The 22474-nt window shown below is 74.0% G+C and carries 16 protein-coding genes; 4 read left to right on the forward strand and 12 right to left on the reverse strand.

Going from position 1 to position 22474, the window contains the following annotated elements; all coding sequences use genetic code 11:
* Positions 1 to 17 precede the first annotated feature (17 nt).
* Together IC607_RS11215 and IC607_RS11220 are read right to left on the reverse strand one after the other, a co-directional pair.
* Positions 18 to 575 (reverse strand): DJ-1/PfpI/YhbO family deglycase/protease, encoded by a 558-nt coding sequence (locus tag IC607_RS11215; RefSeq protein WP_191787452.1) that lies wholly within the window; start codon positions 573 to 575, stop codon positions 18 to 20.
* A 94-nt stretch (positions 576 to 669) separates the two neighbouring features.
* Positions 670 to 1989, reverse strand: a complete 1320-nt coding sequence (locus IC607_RS11220) for a nitrate/nitrite transporter (RefSeq protein ID WP_191787453.1) — start codon at positions 1987 to 1989, stop codon at positions 670 to 672.
* Positions 1990 to 2202: 213 nt separating this feature from the next.
* On the opposite strand from IC607_RS11220, the gene IC607_RS11225 reads away from it, so the two are divergent.
* A complete protein-coding gene (locus IC607_RS11225) occupies positions 2203 to 2568 on the forward strand; it encodes a hypothetical protein (RefSeq protein WP_191787454.1) in 366 nt (121 codons plus the stop codon).
* Here IC607_RS11225 and IC607_RS11230 read toward each other — a convergent pair.
* Positions 2555 to 3196 carry a DUF998 domain-containing protein gene (locus tag IC607_RS11230; protein WP_191787455.1) on the reverse strand — a complete coding sequence of 214 codons (642 nt, stop codon included), beginning with the start codon at positions 3194 to 3196 and terminating at the stop codon, positions 2555 to 2557. The two genes, IC607_RS11225 and IC607_RS11230, sit on opposite strands and share 14 nt — an antisense overlap.
* A gap of 152 nt (positions 3197 to 3348) precedes the next feature.
* Positions 3349 to 3789, reverse strand: a complete 441-nt coding sequence (locus tag IC607_RS11235) for a hypothetical protein (RefSeq protein WP_191787456.1) — start codon at positions 3787 to 3789, stop codon at positions 3349 to 3351.
* A 103-nt stretch (positions 3790 to 3892) separates the two neighbouring features.
* Between IC607_RS11235 and IC607_RS11240 the strand changes: the two genes are divergently transcribed.
* Positions 3893 to 5704, forward strand: a complete 1812-nt coding sequence (locus IC607_RS11240) for a bifunctional 3'-5' exonuclease/DNA polymerase (protein WP_191787457.1) — start codon at positions 3893 to 3895, stop codon at positions 5702 to 5704.
* 3 nt (positions 5705 to 5707) lie between these two features.
* Here IC607_RS11240 and IC607_RS11245 read toward each other — a convergent pair whose 3' ends face one another.
* From IC607_RS11245 to pstC, 7 genes are all read right to left on the reverse strand, one after another.
* Positions 5708 to 6598 carry a phosphate ABC transporter ATP-binding protein gene (locus IC607_RS11245; protein WP_191787458.1) on the reverse strand — a complete coding sequence of 297 codons (891 nt, stop codon included), beginning with the start codon at positions 6596 to 6598 and terminating at the stop codon, positions 5708 to 5710.
* A 58-nt stretch (positions 6599 to 6656) separates the two neighbouring features.
* Complete coding sequence (locus tag IC607_RS11250; protein WP_225224826.1) at positions 6657 to 7553, reverse strand: sortase; 897 nt, start codon at positions 7551 to 7553, stop codon at positions 6657 to 6659.
* Position 7554: 1 nt separating this feature from the next.
* Positions 7555 to 9612: an Ig-like domain repeat protein gene (locus tag IC607_RS11255; protein ID WP_191787459.1), complete on the reverse strand. Its 2058-nt coding sequence runs from the start codon at positions 9610 to 9612 to the stop codon at positions 7555 to 7557.
* A gap of 112 nt (positions 9613 to 9724) precedes the next feature.
* A complete protein-coding gene (locus IC607_RS11260) occupies positions 9725 to 12325 on the reverse strand; it encodes a hypothetical protein (RefSeq protein ID WP_191787460.1) in 2601 nt (866 codons plus the stop codon).
* Positions 12322 to 14139, reverse strand: coding sequence for a phosphate ABC transporter substrate-binding protein PstS (locus IC607_RS11265; protein ID WP_191787461.1), 1818 nt, complete (start codon positions 14137 to 14139; stop codon positions 12322 to 12324). Before IC607_RS11265 ends, IC607_RS11260 begins: the two co-directional genes overlap by 4 nt.
* Positions 14136 to 15446 carry a phosphate ABC transporter permease PstA gene (gene pstA / locus IC607_RS11270; RefSeq protein WP_191787462.1) on the reverse strand — a complete coding sequence of 437 codons (1311 nt, stop codon included), beginning with the start codon at positions 15444 to 15446 and terminating at the stop codon, positions 14136 to 14138. Before pstA ends, IC607_RS11265 begins: the two co-directional genes overlap by 4 nt.
* Positions 15446 to 16438: a phosphate ABC transporter permease subunit PstC gene (gene pstC, locus IC607_RS11275; protein WP_191787463.1), complete on the reverse strand. Its 993-nt coding sequence runs from the start codon at positions 16436 to 16438 to the stop codon at positions 15446 to 15448. The genes pstA and pstC overlap by 1 nt, the downstream gene beginning before the upstream one ends.
* A gap of 445 nt (positions 16439 to 16883) precedes the next feature.
* Here pstC and IC607_RS11280 point away from each other — a divergent pair, with 445 nt between their 5' ends.
* Together IC607_RS11280 and IC607_RS11285 are read left to right on the forward strand one after the other, a co-directional pair.
* Positions 16884 to 21524, forward strand: coding sequence for a hypothetical protein (locus IC607_RS11280; protein ID WP_370526150.1), 4641 nt, complete (start codon positions 16884 to 16886; stop codon positions 21522 to 21524).
* Between the two features lie 60 nt (positions 21525 to 21584).
* A complete protein-coding gene (locus tag IC607_RS11285; protein ID WP_191787805.1) occupies positions 21585 to 21839 on the forward strand; it encodes a hypothetical protein in 255 nt (84 codons plus the stop codon).
* Between the two features lie 69 nt (positions 21840 to 21908).
* On the opposite strand, the gene mscL is transcribed toward IC607_RS11285, so the two are convergent.
* Positions 21909 to 22457 (reverse strand): large conductance mechanosensitive channel protein MscL, encoded by a 549-nt coding sequence (gene mscL, locus IC607_RS11290; protein WP_370526151.1) that lies wholly within the window; start codon positions 22455 to 22457, stop codon positions 21909 to 21911.
* Between the last annotated feature and the right edge of the window lie 17 nt (positions 22458 to 22474).

Consider the following 22474-nt stretch of genomic DNA (forward strand, 5'->3'; position numbering starts at 1 on the left):
GCCGGGACGTCCGGCGGTCAGCCCAGGACGGTGTCGATCGCGCCCAGGAACTCGTCGAGGTCGTCGGGGTCGCGCGACGTGATGAGGGTGTACCCGCCGGCGTCGTCGACCACCACCGGCTCGTCCTTCCAGCCTGCGGCACCGGCGTTGAGGATGTCGGTCTGCAGGGAGGCGTAGGACGTCAGCGTCTTGCCGTTGACGGCGTCGGCGGTGACCAGTGCCCACGGGCCGTGGCAGATGGCCGCCACCGGTCGGCCCGACGACGTGAACGACCGCACGATCTTCATCGCCCGCTCCGACAGCCGCAGCGCGTCGGCGTTGAGCGTGCCGCCCGGGATGAGCAGCAGGTCGTACTTCGCCGGGTCGACGTCGTCGAGCGTGACGTCGGGCTTGAACCGGTCGCCCAGCTCCTTGTCACCGACGAGCGTCTGGACCTTCTTCTTCTTGACGGCGGCCAGCGTCACCGCGGCCCCCGAGCTCCGCAGGTGCGCGAGGGGGACGACGAGCTCGTCGTGCTCCACGCCGTAGTTGGACACGATGGTCAGCACGCGACGACCCGCGAGGGTTTTGCTCATGGGCACACGCTATGCCTCGAATCCGTGTGCGCGCTGCCGGAAGGTCCCACGACCTGCGTCGCGGGACGCAAAGGCCGCGTCCCGACGAACCGGCTCACGACGACCGGCGCCGCCACACGTCACGCAGCGGCGGGACGGTCACGCCGACGGTGAGGAGGTCCGCCCGGGTGCGGCGGCGGTTGCGCAGCACGCCGGCGACGCCGAGCACCCACGGCACCAGCAGCACCGAGAACGCGAGCCGGTAGGCGTCCAGGGAGTAGGACGTCGCTCCGGCGGGGGACGCGAGCTGCAGGACCAGCCCGATGGCCAGGACCGCGCCGATGGTCGACGTGAACCCTCCCGTGTTCACGAAGCCCGTCGCCGTGCCCTGCAGGTGCGGCGGCGACCACGACCGCGCGAAGTCCATCCCGACCAGGGAGACGGGCCCGCCCGCCCCCACCACCACGACGAACACGAGCAGCTGCCATATGGGTCGCGGCGTCGAGGGCACCAGCAGTGCGATCCACGCGACGAGCGTCGCCACGCAGCTGGCCAGCACCGACCAGGACCTGCGCAGCGGGTGGCGCGCGGTGAAACGCCCGACGAGCGGCCCGGTGACCATCGCGGTGAGGGTCAGCGCCAGCAGCAGCGTGCTCGCCTCGGCCTTGCTGCGGTGCTGGGCCGTGACGAAGAACGGCACGCCCCACAGCAGCCCGATGACGTTGGCGCTGAACGGCGTGACGAAGTGCGACCACCAGCCCAGCCGGGTCCCTGCTGGCTCGGCGGACGCGCGCACCGCCTGTCGGAACCGTGCGGGCGCCTCCTCGGTGCGTCCGCCGAGCGGTCCGGGGCGGACGCATGCGAACGCGAAGACCGTCGCGGCCAACCCGACCACGGCCAGCGACCCGAAGGCCGCGGTCCACCCGTACCTGTGCAGGACGAGCGCGACGGGGATGGCCGACGCGAGCTGGCCGCTCTGCCCGATCAGGCCCGTGACCTGCACCAGCACCGGCACGCGACGCGGCGGGAACCACTGGGCGACCAGGCGGATCGCGCTGATGAAGATCGCGGCGTCGCCCGCGCCCAGCAGCACGCGCGCGACGAGCGCCGTCGGGACGTCGTGCGCGACCGCGAGCACCATCTGCCCGACAGCCATCACGAACGAGCCCACCGTGATCAGCGCCCGCGCCCCGAACCGGTCGAGGAGTCGCCCGGCGGGGATCTGCAGGCCCGCGTAGACGGTCAGCTGCACCACGGAGAACGCGGCCAGGCCCGTCGCGGACAGCGAGAACCGGTCGATCGCCTCGACGCCGGCAACGCCCAGCGCGCTGCGGTGCGTGACGCCGACGAAGTAGGCCGTGACCGCGGCCGCGTACACGAGCGCGGCGCCGACCGGTGCGCGCGCACCGCCCGCTGGCGGTGGTGCGCCCGTCATGGCTGGGTCCCTCGGTCGGTCGTCGGCCGGGCTGCGCGCCCGCGGTCCCAGCGTAGGCGGTCGGGCGGGGGCGCCGTGCCGACCGCCGGACGGGCGGTCTCAGGTCGCGGAATGGTCACGATTCACCCGCAAGGGTGACGTACCGCCTCTCGTTGCTGGTACGAAAGGTCTCCGGGGAGGCGACGCGGGCGTCGCTGCAGGAGGGGGCTCCACATGAATGACGTCATGCGTGCCGGTCGGGTGCCGGCGCTCACGGCCGCGACGGCCGCCATGCTCACTGCCGGTCTGCTGACGGCGACGTCCGCCGGCGCGGCCACGTCGAGCTCGTTGCTCGCGCTGCTCGCATGGGCCGTCGCCCTGGTGGGTGCGGTGGTGCAGTTCCTGACGCTCGACCGGCCGACGAGCCGGCGCGGCCTGCTGGCCGCCGTGGTCTCCCTGCTGGCGAGCGCCGCCGTGTGGGGGGCACTGGGCTCCGATGCGGCCGGGGCGCTGGCGGGGGTCTCGACCCTGCTGTTCCTGGTGCTCGCGACGGGAACCACGGTCGCGCGCGCGTCGCAGCCGCGCGTCACGGCCGGCTGAGGTCGGTCGGCTGTCGGTTCCGGCGCGTGGACCGTCGACCGGCCCCGCGTAGCGCGACGACGACGGCGAGGGGCCAGAGCGCCTGCGCACCCGCGACGACCCGCTCGGTGAGCCCCACGGCGGTTCCCTCCGTCTGCAGCTCGACGACAAAGACCGCCAGCAGGCCGACGAGCGCCGCCGACGCCGCCGCACCGACCGCCGGGTGCAGGATCCCGCGCTGCCCGCGCCGCGCCGACGCCGCCGGCCACAGCGCGAGCGCGCCGAAGCCCACGGCGGCCGCGATCCCGTGCGCCCGCGGGTGCGCGTCGACGGGCAGGAGGGCCACCGCCAGCGTCGCGGCGCCGCCGAGCCCGTGGAGCAGCCGCCCGCTGGTCGGCACGGGTCGTAGGCCCGCCGCCGTGACCAGGTGCGCGGCCCCGGTCACGGCGAGGCCGGCGGTCATGATCCCGGGTTGGTGCGCGGACGTCGCGGCCAGGTCGCTGATGGTCTCGCGGACGGCGTCGAAGGACGGTTGCCGGGAGGCGGCGACCGTCCAGCCTCCGATCATCGCGACGGGCGCCGCGAGCGCGCTGGCGAGCGCCCAACCAGGCACCTCGTCGGCGTGACGCGGTTCGAGTGGTGTGGTCACGGGGGGGGGGGCCTTCCTGGCTCTGGGGGGCCGCGCGGGCTGCGGCAACCGTAGGCCAACGGCCTCGAGCGGGGTGAGGAAGGCCGCTGGAGGATCGCGGGGAGCGGGGTTGGCTGAGGGTCGAGCGACGCGCACGGACGGGCGTCGAGGTGTCAGAGCTCGACGGTCACGACGGCGCGCGCCCGCTCGAGATCGGCGCGCCACTCCGACGCCTCGGTGTCGGTCAGTGCGGTGGCGATGCGTACGGGCAGCGCCCGCGACCCGTCGGTCACCTGCTCGGCGAGCTCGCGGGTGACTCCGCGGGCGCGCAGTGCTCGGGCGACCCGCGCGGGCGCGGGCCCAAGACCGACGAGCGTGACGCGTCCCAGGGCGTTGTCGTCGGCGTCGGGCAGATGGTCGATGGGCGTCGGCGGCCACAGACGACGTTCGGCCCAGTTCCCTGCAGCGACCAGCAGTGCCATCGCCGCCACCCAGATGAGCCATGGGAGAAGGTCGGAGTCGAGCGTGTGGAGCAGTGTGAGGATGAGCGGATAGGTCAGCGTGTAGGCGACGGCGACGATGAGTGCTCGGCGCCATCCGTGGGCCTTACCCATGCGGGTCCCCTTCGTGCCGCGGCGCACGGACGCCGAGCTGGATCGCTCCACGAGCCTAGCCATGCCTCCACGGAGTCGCCTCTGACGTTCCGCTGTGGGTGGGATGGGGGAAGGTGGGGGCGTGCTGATCGTCGTCGTGCCCGGAGCGTCGTCGGCGGGCGGTGACGCGGACGACGCGACGCCCCTCGTCGGCGTCCGGCGCGTCGGGCAGGACGTCGCGCCGCACGGTGTGGTCGGGGAGGACCGGTCCGTGCGGTGGGTGTGGGACGACACCGCGCACTGGTACTCGCGCCTGCTGGCCGACGGCGTCCGGGTGGAGCGCTGCCTGGACCTGCGGCTCGCGCACCGCGTGCTGCGCGACTCGCTCACGTCGGCCGGCTCCGTGCTGGCCCGGCGAGCGTCCGGGCCGTTCGACGCCCCGGCCGAGCAGGGCGACGCGCTCGCCGGGCCCGACGCGCCGGTCGCGCTGTTCGAGGTGCGCGCGCCGCGTGAGCGGCCCGACGAGGCCGCGCTGCTCGCGGAGGTCGCGGACCAGGACGCCGCGCTCGCGGGACCGGGACCGGACGTGCGCGCGGCTGCCGCCGGCCGGGGCGCCGGTCCCGACGTCGGCCCCGCCCACGCGCGGCTGCGGCTGCTGGTCGCCGCGGAGTCGGCGGGCGCGCTCGCGGCCGCGGAGATGCGGCACGCCGGCCTGCCGTGGGACCGGGAGGTGCACGACCGGCTCCTGACCGACGCGCTCGGACCGCGGCAGGGTGACGCGCGCCCGCCGCGGATGGAGGAGCTCGCCGCCCGGATCCGTGCCGAGCTCGGCGCGCCGCGCCTCAACCCCGACTCGATGCCCGACGTGCTGCGCGAGCTGCGCCGCAACGGCCTGCCCGTCACCTCCACCAGCAAGTGGGAGCTCGCAGGCGTGGACCACCCGGTGGTCGAGCCCCTGCTCGCCTACAAGAAGCTGTCCCGCCTGCACACCGCCAACGGCTGGGCGTGGCTGGACCGGTGGGTGCCGGACGGACGCTTCCGTCCCGACTACGTGGTGGCCGGCGTCGTCACCGGCCGGTGGGGCTCCAGCGGCGGCGGCGCCCAGCAGCTCCCGAAGCAGGTGCGCCGGGCCGTCCGTGCCGACGACGGGTGGCGCCTGGTGGTGGCCGACGCGGCGCAGCTCGAGCCGCGCGTGCTGGCCGGGCTGGCGCGCGACGACCGGATGGCCGAGGCGGGCCACGGCCGGGATCTGTACCAGGGGATGGTCGACGCGGGCGTCGTCGCGTCCCGGGACCAGGCGAAGGTCGGGATGCTCGGCGCGCTGTACGGCGGGACGACGGGCTCGTCGGCCGCGGTCCTGCCGCGGTTGACGCGCGCGTTCCCCGCCGCGCTCGGCCACGTCGAGGCCGCTGCTCGTGCGGGGGAGCGCGGCGAGGCCGTCACCACCCTGCTGGGCCGCACCTCCCCCCGGCCGGGCGTGGGCTGGGCGCAGGTGCAGGCCGCAGCGCTCGGGGGAGCGCCGGGCGACGACGATGCCGGTCCCGCGGCCGCAGGGTCCGCCGACCCGGCCGGCCAGGAGGCCAGGGCCCGCGCCCAGTCCCGCGCGTGGGGCCGGTTCACCCGCAACTTCGTCGTTCAGGGCACCGCGGCCGAGTGGGCGCTGTGCTGGATCGCCGAGGTGCGCCGCAGGTTGTGGGCGCTCGGTGAGGCGGGGGAGCCGAGCCGGGCGCCGGCTCCCTTCGCTCGCCGTCCGCACCTGGTCTACTTCCTGCACGACGAGCTGGTGGTCCACGCGCCCGAGCAGCTCGCGGACGCGGTCGCGGTCGAGGTGCGCGAGGCGGCCGTCGCCGCCGGCCGGCTGCTGTTCCGCGACTACCCTGTGGACTTTCCCCTCAGCCTCGCCGTCGTCCGCTCGTACGCCGACGCGAAGGGCTGATGCTCAGCCGAACCGGCCGTTGACGTAGTCCTCGGTGCGCGGGTCGGCGGGGGAGCCGAACATCTGCGCCGTGGGGCCGTGCTCGACGATGCCGCCGGGTGTGCCCTGCTCGGCGAGGAAGAACGCGCACTGGTCGGAGACGCGGGCGGCCTGCTGCATGTTGTGCGTGACGATCACGATCGTCACCTCGCCGCGCAACGCACCGATCGTCTCCTCGACCCGGCGGGTGGAGGTCGGGTCCAGGGCCGAGCACGGCTCGTCCATGAGCAGCACCTGGGGGCGCACGGCGAGCGAGCGCGCGATGCACAGGCGCTGCTGCTGCCCGCCGGACAGGCCACCACCGGGGGAGCGGAGCCGGTCCTTGACCTCCGACCACAGGCCGGCGCGGGTCAACGACTCCTCGACGAGCGCGGCCCGGTCGGCCGCGGAGACCCGGACGCCGGTGAGCGCGAGCCCCGCGGTGACGTTGTCCTGGATCGACATGGCGGGGAAGGGGTTGGGCTTCTGGAAGACCATGCCGATGCTGCGTCGGGCGTCGGTGACGCGGCGCGCGGGGTCGTAGATGTCCTGCCCGTCGAGGAGCACCTCACCGGCGAGCGACGCGGACGGCACCAGCTCGTGCATCCGGTTGAGGATCCGCAGGAACGTCGACTTGCCGCACCCCGACGGGCCGATCAGCGCGGTGACGTGCCCCGCGGGCATGGCGAGCGACACGCGCTCGAGCACCTTGTGCGTCCCGAACCACGCCGAGATCGATCGCGCGTCGAGCGCCACGCGGGTCCCGAGGCCGGTCGGCGTGGGGACGCCCGTCGGGACGGGGGGCAGCAGCTGCGTCGCGTCGTCGGGCAGCGCGGGCGCCTCGGGGGCGACGGCGACGAACGAGTCCACGGTCATGGACGCACGATGACGCACGGACGTGGCGTCAGGGTGAACAGCGGGCATCGGTTGGCCTTCACACCAGGTTGGGCAGGACGACGAAGACCTGCTGGGCGACGAGGGTGGCGCAGACGAGGACGAGCGGGACGCCGACGACCCACGCCTGCCACCGCCCCCACCAGCGGGACAGGAACGTGACGAGCACGGCGCTCGCGGTCAGGGCGGCGAGCGCGAGAACGAGCAGGGGCCACGCGCCGGCGTCGCCGGCGAAGGCGGCCTCGTCGTCGCCCAGGACGGTCCGCGACAGGACGGCGCGCGGGGTGGGGAAGGCCTCGCCGACGAGTGTCGCGTCGACCCGCAGCACGCCCGTGGGGGCCCAGCGCGGGCCGGTCGCGCCGACGAGCGTCAGACGCCCGGCGCCCGCGGGCAGCACGTCGGGCAGCGGGTCGCCCGCGCGCCGCAGGCCCGCGACGGCGTAGGTCGCGGTGCCCTGGCCGGTGACCGTGGTGATGACGTCGCCCACTCGGAGCTCGCCGATCCTGCCGAACACCCCGCCGTACGCTCCGTGCCGTCCCATCAGCACCACGGCGCCGGCCTGGCCGGGCAGCACGGTGTCGCGCCGGTGGCCGGGCCCGGACTGCAGGATCGTCGACGTCGTCCCCTCGAGGACCACGTCGTCCAGGTCGAGCCGCGGGATGGAGACGGTCGCGACCGGCGCGCCCGGTTCGATCAGGTGGTCGGCCGGGGTGACCTGGCCGACGGGTGCGGTGCCCGCGGCCAGCTGGGCGCGGAATGCCCAGCCGGCCACGTGCTGGTCCCGCTCGTAGCGCAGCGGGGAGAGGACCAGCGCATACGCCACGACGCCCAGCGCCAGAGCCGCGACGATCAGCAGGCTGGTGCCCACCAGGCGAGAGCGCTCGCTGGCGGGGACGGGCCGGATCGCGGCGTCCAGGCTGGGCATCGTGGTCGTCATGTCAGCGCTTCTGCGTGACGGTCTTGGCGGCGGACGACTTGCCCGCGACCGTGGAGGAGCCCGAGTAGGTCACGACGAGCTTGTGCTTGCCGGCCTTGAGCTTGGGCAGTTTCACCGTGGCCTTGCCGTTCCTGAGCGTGACCGTCTTCACCGACTTCTTGCCGTCCTTGACGGTGACCTTGCCGGTCGCCGTGACGCCGGTCGCGGAGACCTTGACCTTCAGCGTCGCGTACTTGCCCTTGGCCACGGACTTCGGTGCGACGACCGAGACGCTGGGGGTCGCCTTGGCGACCCTCACCGTCACGACCGAGCTGGTGCTGCTCTTCACCGTCGACGGGCTCGAGGACGTGAAGACGGCCTTGACCGCGTACAAGGTCTTGGTGGCCTTCCAGGTCAGCTTCGCCTTGGCGGACGCGACCTTGATCGTGCCGAGCTTCTTGCTGCCGTCGTAGAACGCGACCGAGCCGGCGTGCGTCTTGCTCGCGGACACGGTGGCCGTGACCGTGAAGGACCTGCCGACGACGGGCTTCGCGCTGACCGTGGCCTTGGTGGTCGACGCGACCGCGACGACGGGCTTGGTCGTGGCGGTGGGCGTCGGGGTCGGGGTGACCGGCGCCGTGACCGTGAGGTCCACGACCGGCGAGGTCGACGCGCCCACACCGGCCAGGTTCGGCAGGAAGACGGCCGACAGCGGCAGCGAGCCCGCGGTCTTCGTCGGGACCTGGACCGTGCCCGTGCTGCTGCCGGCGGCCACGGCGCCCGACGCGAGGAGCGTGGAGCCCGTGTAGATGCGGACCGTGCCGCCGCCCTGGCCGTAGGACGACGTGGTCACGGTGGCCGTGACGGACTTGCCGGCGGCGACCGAGCTGGCGCCGAGCGTCAGGCCGGTCTCCGAGGCCGATGCCTTGTAGGCGCGCAGCGAGTCGTCGCCGCAGCCGTCGCCCAGCAGGCCGAAGCCGAACGCCGTGATGGTCGCGCTCTGCTGGCAGACCCGCGAACCCGTCCCGACGAACGTCTTGGCGATCTCCGAGGTCGGGTCGTCGGCCAGGACCGAGGGGACGATGTTGTAGACCGGGCGCGTGTACGCGTTGAACCCGGGGTTCAGGGCGTACGAGGTGCCCGAGCCGGTGGTGGCGACGTTGCCGTCGACCGCGTTGATGCGGACGGAGTCACGCAGGTCCGTCGTCTCGCCGTTGGCCTGGGCCACCCACTGCGCGATGGAGAACGGCGCGATCGCGCCGGCGTCCTGCGCGGCCGTACCGCTGACGAGCGCGCCACCCTGGTGCTCCTGGACGGCGGTGCCGGTGAAGTCCTTGTCCTTGAGGTTGGCGTAGGTGCCGGCGGAGATGTCCGACTCGGTGACGCCGACCTTGCCCAGCCAGAAGCTGCGCGTGCCGGAGCCGGCTGCCGGGATGAACGTCGTGATGTCCGTGACGACGTCGCCGGTCGCGGCCACGTAGGACGGACCCTGCAGCGTCGTGCTGTCGCCGTTGACGACGACCTTGGTCAGCTCGCCCTTGAAGATCGAGGTGATCTGCGCCTTGCTCAGGTTGGCCGGGATCACGCTGTTGGGTGCGGTGGCGTACGACACGGCGTCGAGCGCGAACGGCACGTAGGTGAGCACGCCGTCCTGGGCCACGTCAGCCGCGCCGGGACCGCCCGAGCTGCGGGCGAACTGGACCTGACCGGCGATCGCGGAGGTCGTGACAGGCACCGCGGCGCTGTTGAAGACGGGGATGTTGGCCGTCTCCGTCTGGCCGATGGCGACGCGCAGCAGGTCGCGGCCGCCGCCCGAGTTGTTGGCGCGGGGGACGGCCGTGCCGCCCGTGCGCGTCGTCACCGAGGCGCTGCCGGTCGCGTCGTAGGACGCGATGACGCCGCCGCCGATGGCCGTGGCGAGACCGCCGACGACGCTCTGCGTGGTGTCCGAGCCGAGGCCGGCGAGCGTCCCGAAGGACCCCGTGGCCGGGTCCGCGCTGGCGGGCGCGACGATGCTGCCGAGCGCGAGCGCGGCGAGACCGGCGCACAGGCCGGCCTTCGCGAAGGCTGTGACCTTCATCTGACTGTTCCTCTCGAGGCAGGAAAAGATTGCGCGCGGGACCCGCGGCAGGGCCGAATCTAGGACGGCTGGGAAAACAGTCGACGACTACCGGAACAACACCGGCCGCCGGTCACGAGAAATCAGTTTCGAATTCGCCCTCACGCAATGCCTGGACGCGCGCCCGGCGCATCAGGACGGGCCCGGCCACCGCGCACGCGGCACCCAGCCCGGTCGAGCCCACCAGGCCCAGCCGCGCGGTGCCCACGTCGGTGCCGCCGGTGCGGATGGGGTCGCCCGCCGTGCTCTCGCCGGTGTCGGGGTCGGGTGCGGGGGTCGAGGCCGAGGTTGGCCCGGAGGGCGTCGTGGGTACGGGGACGGGCGCCGGGTCGGAGCCGGGGTCCTGCGAGCCGGGCGCCGCCGCGGGCGCGGTCGGGGTCGATGTCGGTGTCGGGTCGGGCGTCGCGGCGGCCGTCGCGGTCGGCGTCGGCGACGGGGTCGCGGTGGGTCTCGCGGTCGCCGCGGGCGGGCACAGCTTCGCGACCGCCGCCGGGTCGTCGAGCAGGTCCGCCACGGCCGTCAGGTCGTCCCGCTGCGAGGCGCCGAGCGGCAGGTAGCCGCGCGGGAGCGCCCCCTTGCTCTCACCGGGCACCTGACCCGTCGAGCCCGCGTACCGAAGGAACGTCGCGTAGTCGCTGCGCTGGTCAGCACTGGCGGAGCAGACCGGGACGGCCGCGTAGTCGACGAGCGTGAGCGGGTAGGCCCCGCGCACGCGCGTGTCGGCGTCGGTGACGCGGACGCCGTCGACCCTGACCATCGCGTCGACGGCCGCCTGCATCGTGTCGTCGTCGGCCGCCAGGGCCTGGCCCGCGGCGTTCACCAGGCGTGCGGTGCGCAGGCCGTAGCGCTGCGCGGACGCCAGGTCGGTCAGTGCCATCGAGAAGCGGCTGCCGGGCAGCTGTGCGCCCGACGACGTGAAGCCCGGGGGCAGCTTGTTCACGTCCCAGACGATCTTGGCGCCCGCGTTGGCCTTCTGCGTGCGGCTGGCGGCGTCGGCCATGTCGTTCGTGTAGGGGCGCAGGTCGAGCGTGCCGTACCCGGGGGCGGGCACGCTGTCGTCCTGCCGGTAGGTGCTCAGGTCGGCCTTGGGGAAGCTGTCGAGGTTCGGGTCGTGCGTCAGGTCGAGGTCGGCGTAGACGGGGTTGACCGTCATGCCGTACTCGTCGGGCTCGCCCTGCAGGAATGCGCGCGCGAACGGGTCCGCAATGACCCAGTGCCACAATTGTGCGTAGGCGTCGGAGGTGCCCAGCCCGACCATCAGGCCGTCCGGCCCGGCGGTGTGCACGAATTGTTCGAGCTCGGGATTCAGTGCGATGAATTCCGGGTCGTTGACGATGCTGCGCGGATTGTCGGTGAGCGGCTTTCCGGAGCCGCCGCCCGGGACGTCCGCGCGGTAGGACTGCGTGAGCAGCTTGGCCACGAGACGCGGGTTCAGCACCAGGTCGTCCAGCGCCGTGCCGTCGCGCTCGCTCAGCGAGCTGCCCAGCTTGTACTGCCGATCGATCGTGTAGGCGATGACCAGGGCGGTCTGCACCACGGGTGCGTACCGGACCGGCTCGTCGGGGGCCGGGTCCAGCGGGGCGTTGACCACCGCCAACCGCGACGCGCCGCTCACCGTGCTCGTGAGCTGCGACCGGGCCTCGTCGTCGCCGATCTGCGAGTACCCGTACGTCGTCCCCGTGCCGCACAGCGCGGACTGCCAGGAGGTCATCGCGTCGGAGAACAGCTCGTTGCCCACCAGCCGCTGCTCGGCGTTGCCGAGCGCGCACGACGAGCCGATGGCCGCGAACTGCAGCGGGAACACCATGCGGTGCGACCACGCCGTCGCCGACAGCGGCGACCCGACGATCGAGCCGCCGGGGGACTGCTCGGCGAGCGTCCCGTTGGCGTTGGTCTCACCGCGCGGCACGACGACGAGCCAGCACGAGCGCGGCGCGCCCGACGCGAGCGCCTCGCCGCAGCCCAGGTGCGGCGCCTCGAGGGAGGTCTGGATCTCCATGTTCGCGGTACCCGTGCCGTCCGTGCCGGTGCGGGCCGCGGTGATCTCGTTGGTCGAGGCGGACGTGAAGTAGTCGGCCACGTCGGTCACGGGGCTCCCGCCGACCGGCGTGAACGGGACCGTGTACGCCTTGAGGTTCGGGTTCGTCAGCGGCGGGGGCACGAGGTGCGCGGCGTCGTACGCCTGCTGCGGGTCCTCGCCGCGCTTGAGGCCGCGCTGCGCGGTGCGCTCGCCCACCAGGTTGTTCAGGCCCGGGTTGGGTGCACCCCACTGGCACTGATCGGGCGTCGGGCCGGACGCGTCGTCGCCCCAGCACTGCATGATCTGCAGGTAGTCGTACGAGAACTGGCCGGCCGACGTGGGCCGCCCGCCCTTCCAGTCCACCGTGACGCTCTGGTGGGACAGGTTGCGCGTCTGGCTGACCGTGACCTCGAGGCGCGAGAAGGCCGCGTAGTCCGGGTCGTGCGGGTCGCGGTCGCCGACGAGCGACGGGTCCGACCAGGCCTGCGTCGAAGGGGAGTCGCCCGCGACGCTCTGCACGACGGCCGACGACGCACGCTCGGCCGCCTCGGACGCCGCTCCCGTGGCGACCAGCAGCGTCGCCCCCAGCGAGGTCGCCGCGAGCCCGACGACCGTCAGCCACGCGCCCGTGCGGCGCAGGCGTGCGGCGTTCACCGCTGCGCCCGTCGAGCTGCCGACGGGCCGGCGCGGCCGGCCCGGCGCGTGCGGCCCGCCTGCCCGGCACGCGCGCTCCCGCCGGCCGCCCGCGCGACGAGCGGCGGCGCGACCACCAGCGCGACCGCGAGGAGGCAGGCGGCGACGACGGCCCAGGGACCGATCCCGCTCCCGCCGGTCTCCTCGGTCTCGACGGGCATCGCGACGACGTTCGAGCAGGTCCCCGTCTCGTCGTCGCACACCACCGGGCCGCCGCCCGTGCTCGGTGCGGCGACCGTGCCGACGGTCGTCCCGGTGCCGACGCCGGTCCCCGTGCCCGTGGGGTCCGTGCTGCCGCCGTCGTCGGCCGTCGTGCCGGTCGAGCCGTCCGCGCCGGGCGCGCTGCTCCCGGGTTTCCCGCCGCCCTTCGTCGTCGTGCCGGTGGTGGGCGCGCTCGTGGATCCCGGCTTGCTGCCGCTCTTCGTCGGGGTGCCCCCGGACGTCGTGGTGCCCGGTCCGTTCCCACCGCCGTTGGCCGGCGACCCCGCGGCGCCACCCGTCGGCCTGTCGCACTGCGTGTCGCCCTTGTGGTCGCACTCGGACGGCTGCGGGGCGTTCTTGGCCAGCGTGTTGCTGCCGTCGGCGGAGAAGGTGGGGTTGTTGCACTTCTTGATGTCGACGTCCTGGTCCTGCGCCCCCGGGATCTTGCTCACCTGGTCCAGGCCCGCCTGCACCAGGTTGATGGGCAGCGGGGAGTAGCCGAGCACCTCGGCCTGCTGCTGCCCCTCGCACAGGAAGTAGTTGGCGAAGGCCCCGAGCGTGTGCCCCTTGGCGTCCGTGAACCCGTTCTGCGTGCTGGTCGGCACCACGATGTAGCTGTAGGAGGACAGCGGGTAGGCGCGCTTGTCCGTGTTGCCGTACACGCCCGTGAGGTTCTGCGTGAGGTACTGCGCCGAGCCCTTGTCCGTGTTGATGGTGGCGCCGAGCAGCCCGACGGCCACGTTGGAGGCGGTCGGCTCCACGTAGTAGCCGGCGTCGTTGAGGACCTTGGCCACGGGGTAGCCGGTCTTGAGCGCGTAGGAGTACTCGACGTACGTGATGGTGCCCTCGTTCCCGCGCTGGGCGACGTACCCGGACACGCCCTGGGAGTTGGGCTGCGCGACGAAGCCCTTGCCCGGGATCGTCGGGTAGTTGGACGTCACGCCGCACGGGGTCGAGCGGCCCGCGGCCTGGCAGTACGCGTCCCACGCCTTCTGGTGGCGCTGCGCCATCCACGTGGTGAGCTGCGCGGTCGACCCGGACCCGTCCGAGCGGACCACCGGCACGATCTTGCGCTGGGGGAGCGTGAGCGACGGGTTGTCGGCGGCGATCGCGGGGTCGTCCCAGCTCGTGATCGTGCCGGTGAAGATGCCCGTGATGACGTCGCCTGACAGCCGCAGGTTGGTGACCTTCCGGCCGCCGACGGTCAGGTTGTACATGAAGGCCGTACCACCCGCGACGATCGGCATGTAGACGTACCCGCGGCTGGGCGGGGTGTCCACGACGCCGCCGTCCTTGAGGCCGTACGGGATCTCGGTGATCGCGAAGTCCACCGTCCCGGCCTTGAACTGGTTGCGGCCGTCCGACGACCCGGTGTTGGCGTAGTTGATCCGCATGCCGTACTGCTCGACGTTGCGCCGCCACTGGTCCACGGCGTTCGAGCTCCACGACGAGCCGGCGCCGCTGACCGGCACGTAGGAGTCCGCGCTCGCGGCGGAACCCGTCGCGAGCAGCGCGCCCGCGGCGATCAGCGGGGTGATCACGGCGGCGATCAGCGGGGCGAGGACGCGTCTCATGACTGCTCCTGGTCGGGCCGGTGGGTCGGGTGGGGGGTGCGGGTGGGGGTGGGGCGGCGGCCGCGGGGGCCGCGCGCCGCGGCTCGTCGCCGTCGCTCGGTGCGCGCCTGCTCCCGGGCGCGCCGGCGGGCGTCCTTCTTCAGCGGCGACGAGCCGCCGACGACCCGGGCCAGCACGAACAGGGTCAGCACCAGCAGCATCAGGACCGCGGCGGCGCCGAACCCGCGCGCGACCATCGTCGGCTCCGGGGACTTCACGAACTGGAAGATCGCGAGCGGCAGGCTGACCATCGGGCCGCTCGTCGGGTCGCTGTTCATCGCGGCGGTGAAGCCCGAGGTCAGCAGCACGGGTGACGTCTCGCCGATGCCGCGCGCGGTGGCCAGGATGACGGCCGTCGTCAGGCCGGAGCGCGACGTCGGCAGGACCACCTGCCAGACCGTGCGGAACTGGCTGGCGCCGAGCGCGTAGGACGCCTCCTTGAGCGTCCCGGGCACCAGGCGCAGCACCACGTCGGCGGACCGCACCATGATCGGCAGCATCATGATGCTGATGGCCGTGGCGGCCGCGACGCCCGACTTGGGGATGCCGAGGGCCAGGATGAGCGTCGCGTAGACGAACAGTCCCGCGACGATGGACGGCAGCGCCGTCATGGCTTCGACGACCGTGCGGACCAGCCGCGCGAACCGGCCCGGGATCTCCGAGAGGAACACCGCGGTGAGCAGGCCCAGCGGGATGGTGATGACCAGCGCGATCGAGATCTGGATCAGCGTCCCGACGATCGCGTGCCGGATGCCGCCGTCGCTCAGGGGATCGAGCGGGCCGGCGAGCGCCATGTCCTGCGTGAAGAAGTTGACGTGCGGCAGTGCGGCCGCACCGCGGGAGAACGTGAAGACGACGACGAACACGAGGCCGGCCAGCAGCGTGAAGGCGGCGCCGTGCACGACGACGGTCACAAGCTTGTCGCGGACCGAGACGCCGCTCTCCGTGAGCGACACGAGCAACGCGTACAGCGCGAGGAACAGGCCTACCGTGATCGCGGTGAAGCCCAGCGGGCTCGTGACCGGGGCCAGCACGGTGCACACGAGCGTGGCGAGCGCGAACGCCGCGACTCCCGCCCCGCAGACGTTGAGCAGGTCCGAGACGCGCACACCGCTGAGCTGGCGGCGCACCTCGCGCCGCGGGGCGGGCTGCGCGGCAGGTACGGCCGGCGCGTCGGGCACGGGGCCCACGGGGCCGCCGGGGACGTTCGGGTGGCCCGCGGGCGTCGTCGTGCCCACGATCGGAGGAGTCACCTCGACGACGGCCATCAGCTGCTCGCCCCCGACCGCGACCGGGCCACGACGGACGACGCGGCGAAGTTGACGACGAGCGTCATGAGGAACAGCGCGAGCCCGGCGGCCATCAGCGCGGAGGTGCCGAACGGCGTGGACTCGCCGTACCGCAGCGCGATGAGCGAGGACACGGAGCTGCCGCCGTTGGCGAGCACGTGCCACTGCACGGCGAACACCGGCGAGATGATCATGTAGACGGCGATCGTCTCGCCCAGCGCACGGCCCAGGCCGAGCATCGTCCCGCCGATGATGCCGCCCTTGCCGTACGGCAGGACCACCCGGCGGATCACGCCCCAGCGCGTGGACCCCAGCGCGAGCGCACCCTCCCGCTCGCCGACCGGGGCCTGCATGAAGACCTCGCGCATGATGGACGCGACGACGGGCGCGATCATCATCGCCACCACCAGTCCGGCGATGAAGGTCGACGACGTGTAGACGGTGGCGGTCGCGAGCGGGTCGTGCGGGTCCGAGCCGGGCACGGAGAACGGCGGGAACCAGCCGAAGGTCGTCGAGAGCCAGCGCGCGAGCCCTGTCACGTGGCCCTGCAGGAAGAAGAAGCCCCACAGGCCGAACACGACCGAGGGGATGGCGGCCATGAGGTCGACGACGCTCACGAGCGGCTGGCGCAGCCGGACGGGTGCGTACTCGCTGATGTAGAGCGCGACGCCGAGAGCCAGCGGCACGGCGACGCTCACCGCCACCGTGGCGATGAGGATGGTGCCCACCAGGATCGCGGCGATGCCGAAGTTGCCCGAGTCGGGCTCCCACGCGGCGGTCGTGAAGAACGACCAGCCGGCGCGGTGCAGCGCGCTCCAGGCGCGGATGAGCAGGAACACCCCGACCAGGCCCATGATCGCCAGGACCGCGGCACCGCCGGCGACCAGCGTGCCGCGGAACGCGCGGTCGCTCCACGACCTGCGCGTGCCCAGCCGCCGTGGGACGTCGGTGCTCGCGCTGGTGGCGCTCACTGCTGCTCCTGACCGTCGTGCGAGCACGCTCGCGCCGTGGCCGCCTTCTGCGACCGACTGGACCGTCCCGCGCGCCGACGGACGGCAGTCGTCGGACGGGCGACGAACAGGTGCCCGCAGGACGGCGAGCGGGTCCGAATCGGACAGTTGTCCGACTCGTCCTGCGAGAACGTGGCAGGAGACGGGTGAAGGCAGAGAAGTTTGCTCTGGACGTTTGACCAACAGGGGTTTCGTGCCGCACACTCTTACCTGACGGTGCGCATCGCCTGCCCCCTGCGCGGTGCGCACCGTCGTTGCTTCACGAAGGGCGGGACCTCCGGGTCCCGCCCTTCGTCGTTCCCCCGACGACGTCCGGCGGTGAGGTGCAGATGCTCGCGGGTGACCCGGGTGGAGGCCGTCGGCGCGGCTTCCGCGTGTTCGTCGGGGCCGCGGTTACCGTCGATGGGTGACCGTTCCCGCACGCGTGCCCGGCACGGGAGCCACACCAGGCCAGGTGCAGGTTCCCGGAGCAGACTCCGACGACCCTCGCGCCGCGCCCTCGGGCGCCCTGGCGGCGCCTGCAGGTGACAGCGCGCCCGTCGTCCTCGTCGAACCCCCGTCGCCCGCCGAGCTGATGGAAGGTGCCGTCGCCACCTGGCGGGCGGCGCTCGTCGAGGCGGCCGGCGGGTCCACGCTCGCGGACGTCGAGCTGCTGGGCGAGGCCGCGCTCGACCTCTCGGCCGCGCACCCGTCCGGCATGGCCCAGCTGTTCGCAGGCCGGGAGACCCGCCTGTCCAACCTCGTGCGCGAGGGCACGGCGCTCTCGACCGCCCGACGACGCGCCCGTGCGGTCGGCGCGCGGTCGGCCGCGTACGCCCAGCAGTACGGCATCGCCCCGACGTCGCTCGCGATCGGCGTCGCGACGTGGACCGAGCGTGGCGCCGGCCAGGTCGCCCAGGACGACGTCGCTGCGCTCGCCTCGGTCACGAGGCAGCGCACCCGCGACGACGAGGTCGCACCGCCCGAGCCCCGCACGGTCCGCGCGCCCGTCCTGCTGCGACCCGTCACGTTGCACGCACGCGGGACGGGCGAGGCCGACTACGAGCTCGCGCTCGAGCCGTCGCTCGAGGTGAACCCGGTCCTGGCGCGTGCGCTGCGCTCGCGCGGAGCACTGCTGGACCCGGCGGCCGTGGCGCGCGGTGCGTTCACGCCGTCCGGCTTCGACCCGCGTGCGGCCCTGCAGCGGCTCGCGTCGCTGGGCGAGGCCGTCCTGGAGGACTTCACGCTCGCGGAGCGCGTGGTCGTCGGCGCGTTCGTCCACCCCGGGCAGGTGCTGGTCGACGACCTCGACCAGCTCGCCGGGACGCTGGACCGGCACGAGGTGGTCGCCGCGCTCGCGGGCGTGGGCGCCGACGAGCTGGCCGCCCGGGAGCTGCCGGCGCCGGAACGCGGGGACCGCGACCCGGCGCTCGAGCGCGGGGTCGGCGACCTGGACCCGACGCAGCAGCACGTGCTGGACGTCGTCGCCACCGGCACGCACCTGTTCGTCGACGCGCCGACGGGGTCCGACGTCACCGGCACGCTGGCAGCACTGGTCGCGGACGCCGCCGCGTCGGGCCGGACCGTCCTGTACGTGCCCGGGCACCGCCGTGCCGCGGTGGCGCTCGGGGAGCGGCTCGGGCGCCTGGGCCTCGACGCGCTGCTGCTCGACGTCGCGCCGGAGGCGGGCTGGCGGACGGCCGCCGCGCGTCGCCTGCTCGGGGCGATGACGTTCGAGGCGCCGACGGTCGACGCACACGGAACGCACGCCCTGCGCGCGGAGCTCGTGGCGCACCGCGAGCAGCTGCGCAGCTACGTCGTCGCGCTGCACGCGGCCCGTGAGCCCTGGGGCGTGTCCGCCTACGACGCGCTGCAGCAGCTGGCGCGACTGACCTCCACGCGTCCGACCCCGCGGACCACGGTCCGCCTGGGCGCCGCCGCGACCCGCGCGATCGACGGCACCCGGCGCGACGAGCTGGCCGCGCTGCTGACGCGCGCGGGCGAGCTCGGTGCGTTCTCCGTGCGGCCCGGCGACACGCCCTGGTACGGCGCAGACCTGCGCACACGTGCGGACGCGGACGACACGGTGCGGCGCATCGAGCGGCTGCTCGACGAGGCGCTGCCGACCCTGTCGGCCCGCACCGAGCAGGTCGCCACCGAGACCGGGCTCAACCGCGCGGCGACGCTCGCGGCCTGGACCGAACAGCTCGCGATGCTCGACGGCGTTCGGGGCGCCCTCGACGAGTTCCTGCCCGTCGTCTTCGAGCGCACCGCCGACGACCTCGTCGCCGCGACCGCCACCGCGCAGTGGCGCGACGAGCACGGCGTCGAGATGAGCGGGCGCGTGCGTCGTCGGCTGGCCAAGCAGGCCAAGGACATGGTGCGGCCCGGACGTCCGGTACCCGACCTGCACGCGGCGCTCGTCGAGGTCGCACGCCAGCGCCAGATCTGGCACGACCACTGCCCGGGCGGCGGGTGGCCGCGCCTGCCCGACGGCCTCGAGCAGATCGAGGACGAGCTGGGCCCGTTGCTGGCGGACCTCGACGCGCTCGAGCAGGTGCTCGCGGGGACGCCCGACGGCGCCGGGCTGCGCGGGCTGACGATCGACGCGCTCGTCGAACGGCTGACGCGTCTGCGCACGACGACCGACGCGCTCGAGACGCTGCCGGACCGGACCGGGCTGCTGCACACGCTGCGCGAGGCCGGCCTGGAGGCCCTCGTCGACGACCTGGCCCAGCGCCGGGTCGACCCCGCGCTCGCCTCCGCCGAGCTGGACCTGGCGTGGTGGAGCACCGTCATCGAGCAGATCCTCACGGCCGAGCCCACGCTCGCCGGCTACGACGGGTCCACGCTCGGCGCGCTCGCCGCCCAGTACGCGCGCCTCGACCGCGAGCACATCGACCGGCTGTCCGGCCCGGTGCTGGCCGGTGCCGTCGCGCACGTGAGCACCGTGCTGCGCCAGCACCGTGCGCAGGCCGAGGACCTGTTCGCGGAGCTCGTCGAGGAGCGCCTCACCTCGCTGCGCGACACGTTCGGCCGCCACCCCGACGTCGCCCGACGCCTGCGCCCGGTGATCGCCGCAAGCCCGATGCTGGTCCCGCAGGTGCTGCCGCCGTCGCGGACCGTCGACCTCGTGGTCATCGACTCCGCCGCGCACCTGCCCGTCGAGGTCGCGCTCGCCGCCGTGGCGCGTGGCCGGCAGATCGTGGTCGTCGGCGACGCCCGCTGCGCGTCCGGGTCCGCCGTCCGCGAGCTCGCCGGCGTGCTGCCGAGCGTCGCCCTGCACGCACGCGCGTCCCGCCGCGACCCGTACCTGACCGCGTTCCTGGCCCGGCACGGCTACGACGGCGTCCTCGCCGCGCTGCCGCTGCCGGAGCAGGCGCCGCTGGTCGGCTTCGAGCTCGTCGACGGCACCGGAATGCCGGACCCGGACTCGGGCATGGTCGCGACGACGAACGCCGAGGTGGAGCGCGTCGTCGAGCGGGTGCTCGATCACGCGGTGATGCGCGCGGACGAGTCGCTGGCCGTCGTGACCGTGACGCCCCAGCACGCCGAGGCGGTCCGCGAGGCCGTCCTGGCCGAGGTGCGCACCAACCCCGCGCTGGCCGCGTTCTTCGACGCCGGCCGTGCCGACCCGTTCGTCGTGACCGACCTGAGCAACGGCGGTGGCCTGCGTCGCGACGCCGTCGTCCTCAGCCTCGGGCTCGGTCGCACGCCGCACCGGCGCGTGCTGCACACGTTCGGCGCGATCAGCAGCCCCGGCGGCGACGCCCTGCTGCTCGACGCGCTCGGGTCCACCGCGCGCCGGCTCACGGTCGTCTCGTCGTTCGCGGCCGACGACCTCGACGCCGCCCGCCTGCGCGGCCCCGGACCTCGCCTGCTGCGCGACCTGCTCGCGTTCGCCGGTTCGCGTGCCGCGGGCGGGACCGAGCTGGGGGCGTCGTGGGAGCCCGACGAGCCCGAGCACCTGTTCGCGCCGCGGCCCGGGGACTCGGACGCCGGGATCGTCGTGCCGGACGGCGAGTCGGCCGACGCCCGTGAAGACGCACCCGCGGACGAGTCCGGCGACGAGCCCGCTGCCGGTGCTCGCGGCGTCGACGCGGTGGATGCGGTCGAGCCGGGGGACGGCGCGCTGACTGACGACGCCGGGACCGACGACGTCCGGACCGACGACGCCCGACCCGAGCCCGACCGCCTGCTGCTGGACCTGGCCGAGCGCCTGTGGCACCACGGTCTCACCGTCGAGGTCGACTACGGCATCCCCGGTGGGGCCCGCATCCCGATGGTCGTCGGCCACCCCGACCTGCCGGACCGCATGCTCCTGGCCGTCCTGACCGACGACGAGGCCTACGTCGCCGAGCCCAGCATCCGTGTCCGCGAGCGGCTGGTCCCCGACCGGCTCGTCGACCTGGGCTGGTCGGTGCTGCGGGTGTGGTCCGCCGCCGCGTTCCTCGACCCGCAGGCCGAGGTGGACCGGATCCGCCGAGCCGTCCACGCGCTGGTCCCGACCGACGCGGGCGACGTCCGCCGGCCCGTCACGCAGAGCCTCCCGGCGATCGTCGTCGACGCCGACCTGGACGACCAGCCCGCCGCGCACGCGGGCGACGTCGGGTCCGCCGGCGCCGTGGCCGCTGAAGCCGAGCCTGCGGGAACTGAGCCTGCCGATGCCCAGCCCGCCGACGACGCGGGCGGCGCCGACCTCACCGCCGCCCAGCCGGTCGACACCGCCGGGCCGGCGACCGACGGCGCTGAGCAGGTGGAGACGGCGGAGTCGACAGCGAGCACGTCCCACGCGCCCGAGCCGGCCGTGACGTCACGCCCGTTGCAGCTCGCCCTCGCGGTCCCGACCCGGGAGCGGCCCGACGTCCGGCGCGGCCTGCCGATCGGCGCCTACTCGGACGACCAGCTGGACGAGCTGGTCACGTGGCTGCGGTCCGACGGGCAGGAGCGCTCGCGCGACCAGCTCGCGGCTGCGCTGCGCGACGAGCTGGGGATCACCCGTCGGTCCTACCGCGTCGACACGGCGATCCGCGGTGCGGTGTCTCGGGGCGTGGCCACCGACGCCTGATCCCGGCCGCGACGCCTGCGCGGGTTCGGTGCTCGACGAGAGCGGTGGGATCATCGGAGGATGACCAGCCCACGACGTGCGAGTCGGCGCGCCGTCAGGCCCGCGGGCACGGTGGGCACCGACGACGCGATCCTGCGCTCGACGCACGCGGCCGCGCCGACGCCTGAGGAGCCGACCGTGCGGCGCGGCCAGGTCGAGGACGCACACGAACCGGCGCTGCCGATCCGGAGCGCGGACGACAGCGACCTCGGGTGGGGCGAGTCGACCGACGGCAACGACGAACGACTCCGCCGCGACAAGCCCCCGCACTGGTAGCGCACGGGTCGTCACGGGATCAGTCAGGGATCCGCGCTGCGTACGACGGCGCGGACGGCGATCGGCCACTCAGCTCGGCGGCACCGGCGGTGTGGTCGGCGGGATGGTCGGCGGGGCAGTCGGGCCGCCGGTGTCGTTGGCGACCGCCGCGTTGGGACGTGCGGCCAGCAGGTCGCGGATCTCCTGCAGCAGCAGGATGTCCTCGGCGGGAGCCGCGGGCTCGGGCTCCTCACCCTGCTTGCGGCGCGCCGCGAGCGCGTTGAGCGGGAGCACGATGAAGAAGTAGATGGCGGCCGCAGTCAGGACGAAGTTCAGGAGCTGCGTGAGGACGACGCCGACCTGGATGGCCTGAACGCCCTTGGCGTCGTCGTCCCACGTGTAGGGCCCGATGTTCCAGATGTTGTTGAGGTTGGGTTGCCCGAAGATCCAGCCGATCAGTGGGTTGAGCACCGCCTCGACGAACGCGGTGACGACCTTGCCGAACGCGGCACCGATCACCACGCCGACGGCGAGGTCGACGACGTTTCCCCGCGCGATGAAGTCCTTGAAGCCCTGTAGCACCTTGCTCACGCCGCTGAGTCGCGCGCCGACGGCGGTGGTATCGATCGACTTCGTCACGTGCGCCTCCTCGGTGG

Origin of the sequence: Cellulomonas sp. JH27-2, assembly GCF_014837175.1 — a bacterium.
In the GTDB taxonomy this organism is placed as follows: domain Bacteria; phylum Actinomycetota; class Actinomycetes; order Actinomycetales; family Cellulomonadaceae; genus Cellulomonas.

What these genes read in the sequence shown, in the direction of transcription:
- IC607_RS11225 (WP_191787454.1), top strand. Translation starts at nt 2,203, where the DNA reads ATGAATGACGTCATGCGTGCCGGTCGGGTGCCGGCGCTCACGGCCGCG.
- pstA (WP_191787462.1), bottom strand. Translation starts at nt 15,446, where the DNA reads ATGGCCGTCGTCGAGGTGACTCCTCCGATCGTGGGCACGACGACGCCC.
- IC607_RS11235 (WP_191787456.1), bottom strand. Translation starts at nt 3,789, where the DNA reads ATGGGTAAGGCCCACGGATGGCGCCGAGCACTCATCGTCGCCGTCGCC.
- IC607_RS11220 (WP_191787453.1), bottom strand. Translation starts at nt 1,989, where the DNA reads ATGACGGGCGCACCACCGCCAGCGGGCGGTGCGCGCGCACCGGTCGGC.
- IC607_RS11285 (WP_191787805.1), top strand. Translation starts at nt 21,585, where the DNA reads ATGACCAGCCCACGACGTGCGAGTCGGCGCGCCGTCAGGCCCGCGGGC.
- IC607_RS11255 (WP_191787459.1), bottom strand. Translation starts at nt 9,612, where the DNA reads ATGAAGGTCACAGCCTTCGCGAAGGCCGGCCTGTGCGCCGGTCTCGCC.
- IC607_RS11240 (WP_191787457.1), top strand. Translation starts at nt 3,893, where the DNA reads ATGGGGGAAGGTGGGGGCGTGCTGATCGTCGTCGTGCCCGGAGCGTCG.
- IC607_RS11245 (WP_191787458.1), bottom strand. Translation starts at nt 6,598, where the DNA reads ATGACCGTGGACTCGTTCGTCGCCGTCGCCCCCGAGGCGCCCGCGCTG.
- IC607_RS11250 (WP_225224826.1), bottom strand. Translation starts at nt 7,553, where the DNA reads ATGACGACCACGATGCCCAGCCTGGACGCCGCGATCCGGCCCGTCCCC.
- IC607_RS11215 (WP_191787452.1), bottom strand. Translation starts at nt 575, where the DNA reads ATGAGCAAAACCCTCGCGGGTCGTCGCGTGCTGACCATCGTGTCCAAC.
- IC607_RS11265 (WP_191787461.1), bottom strand. Translation starts at nt 14,139, where the DNA reads ATGAGACGCGTCCTCGCCCCGCTGATCGCCGCCGTGATCACCCCGCTG.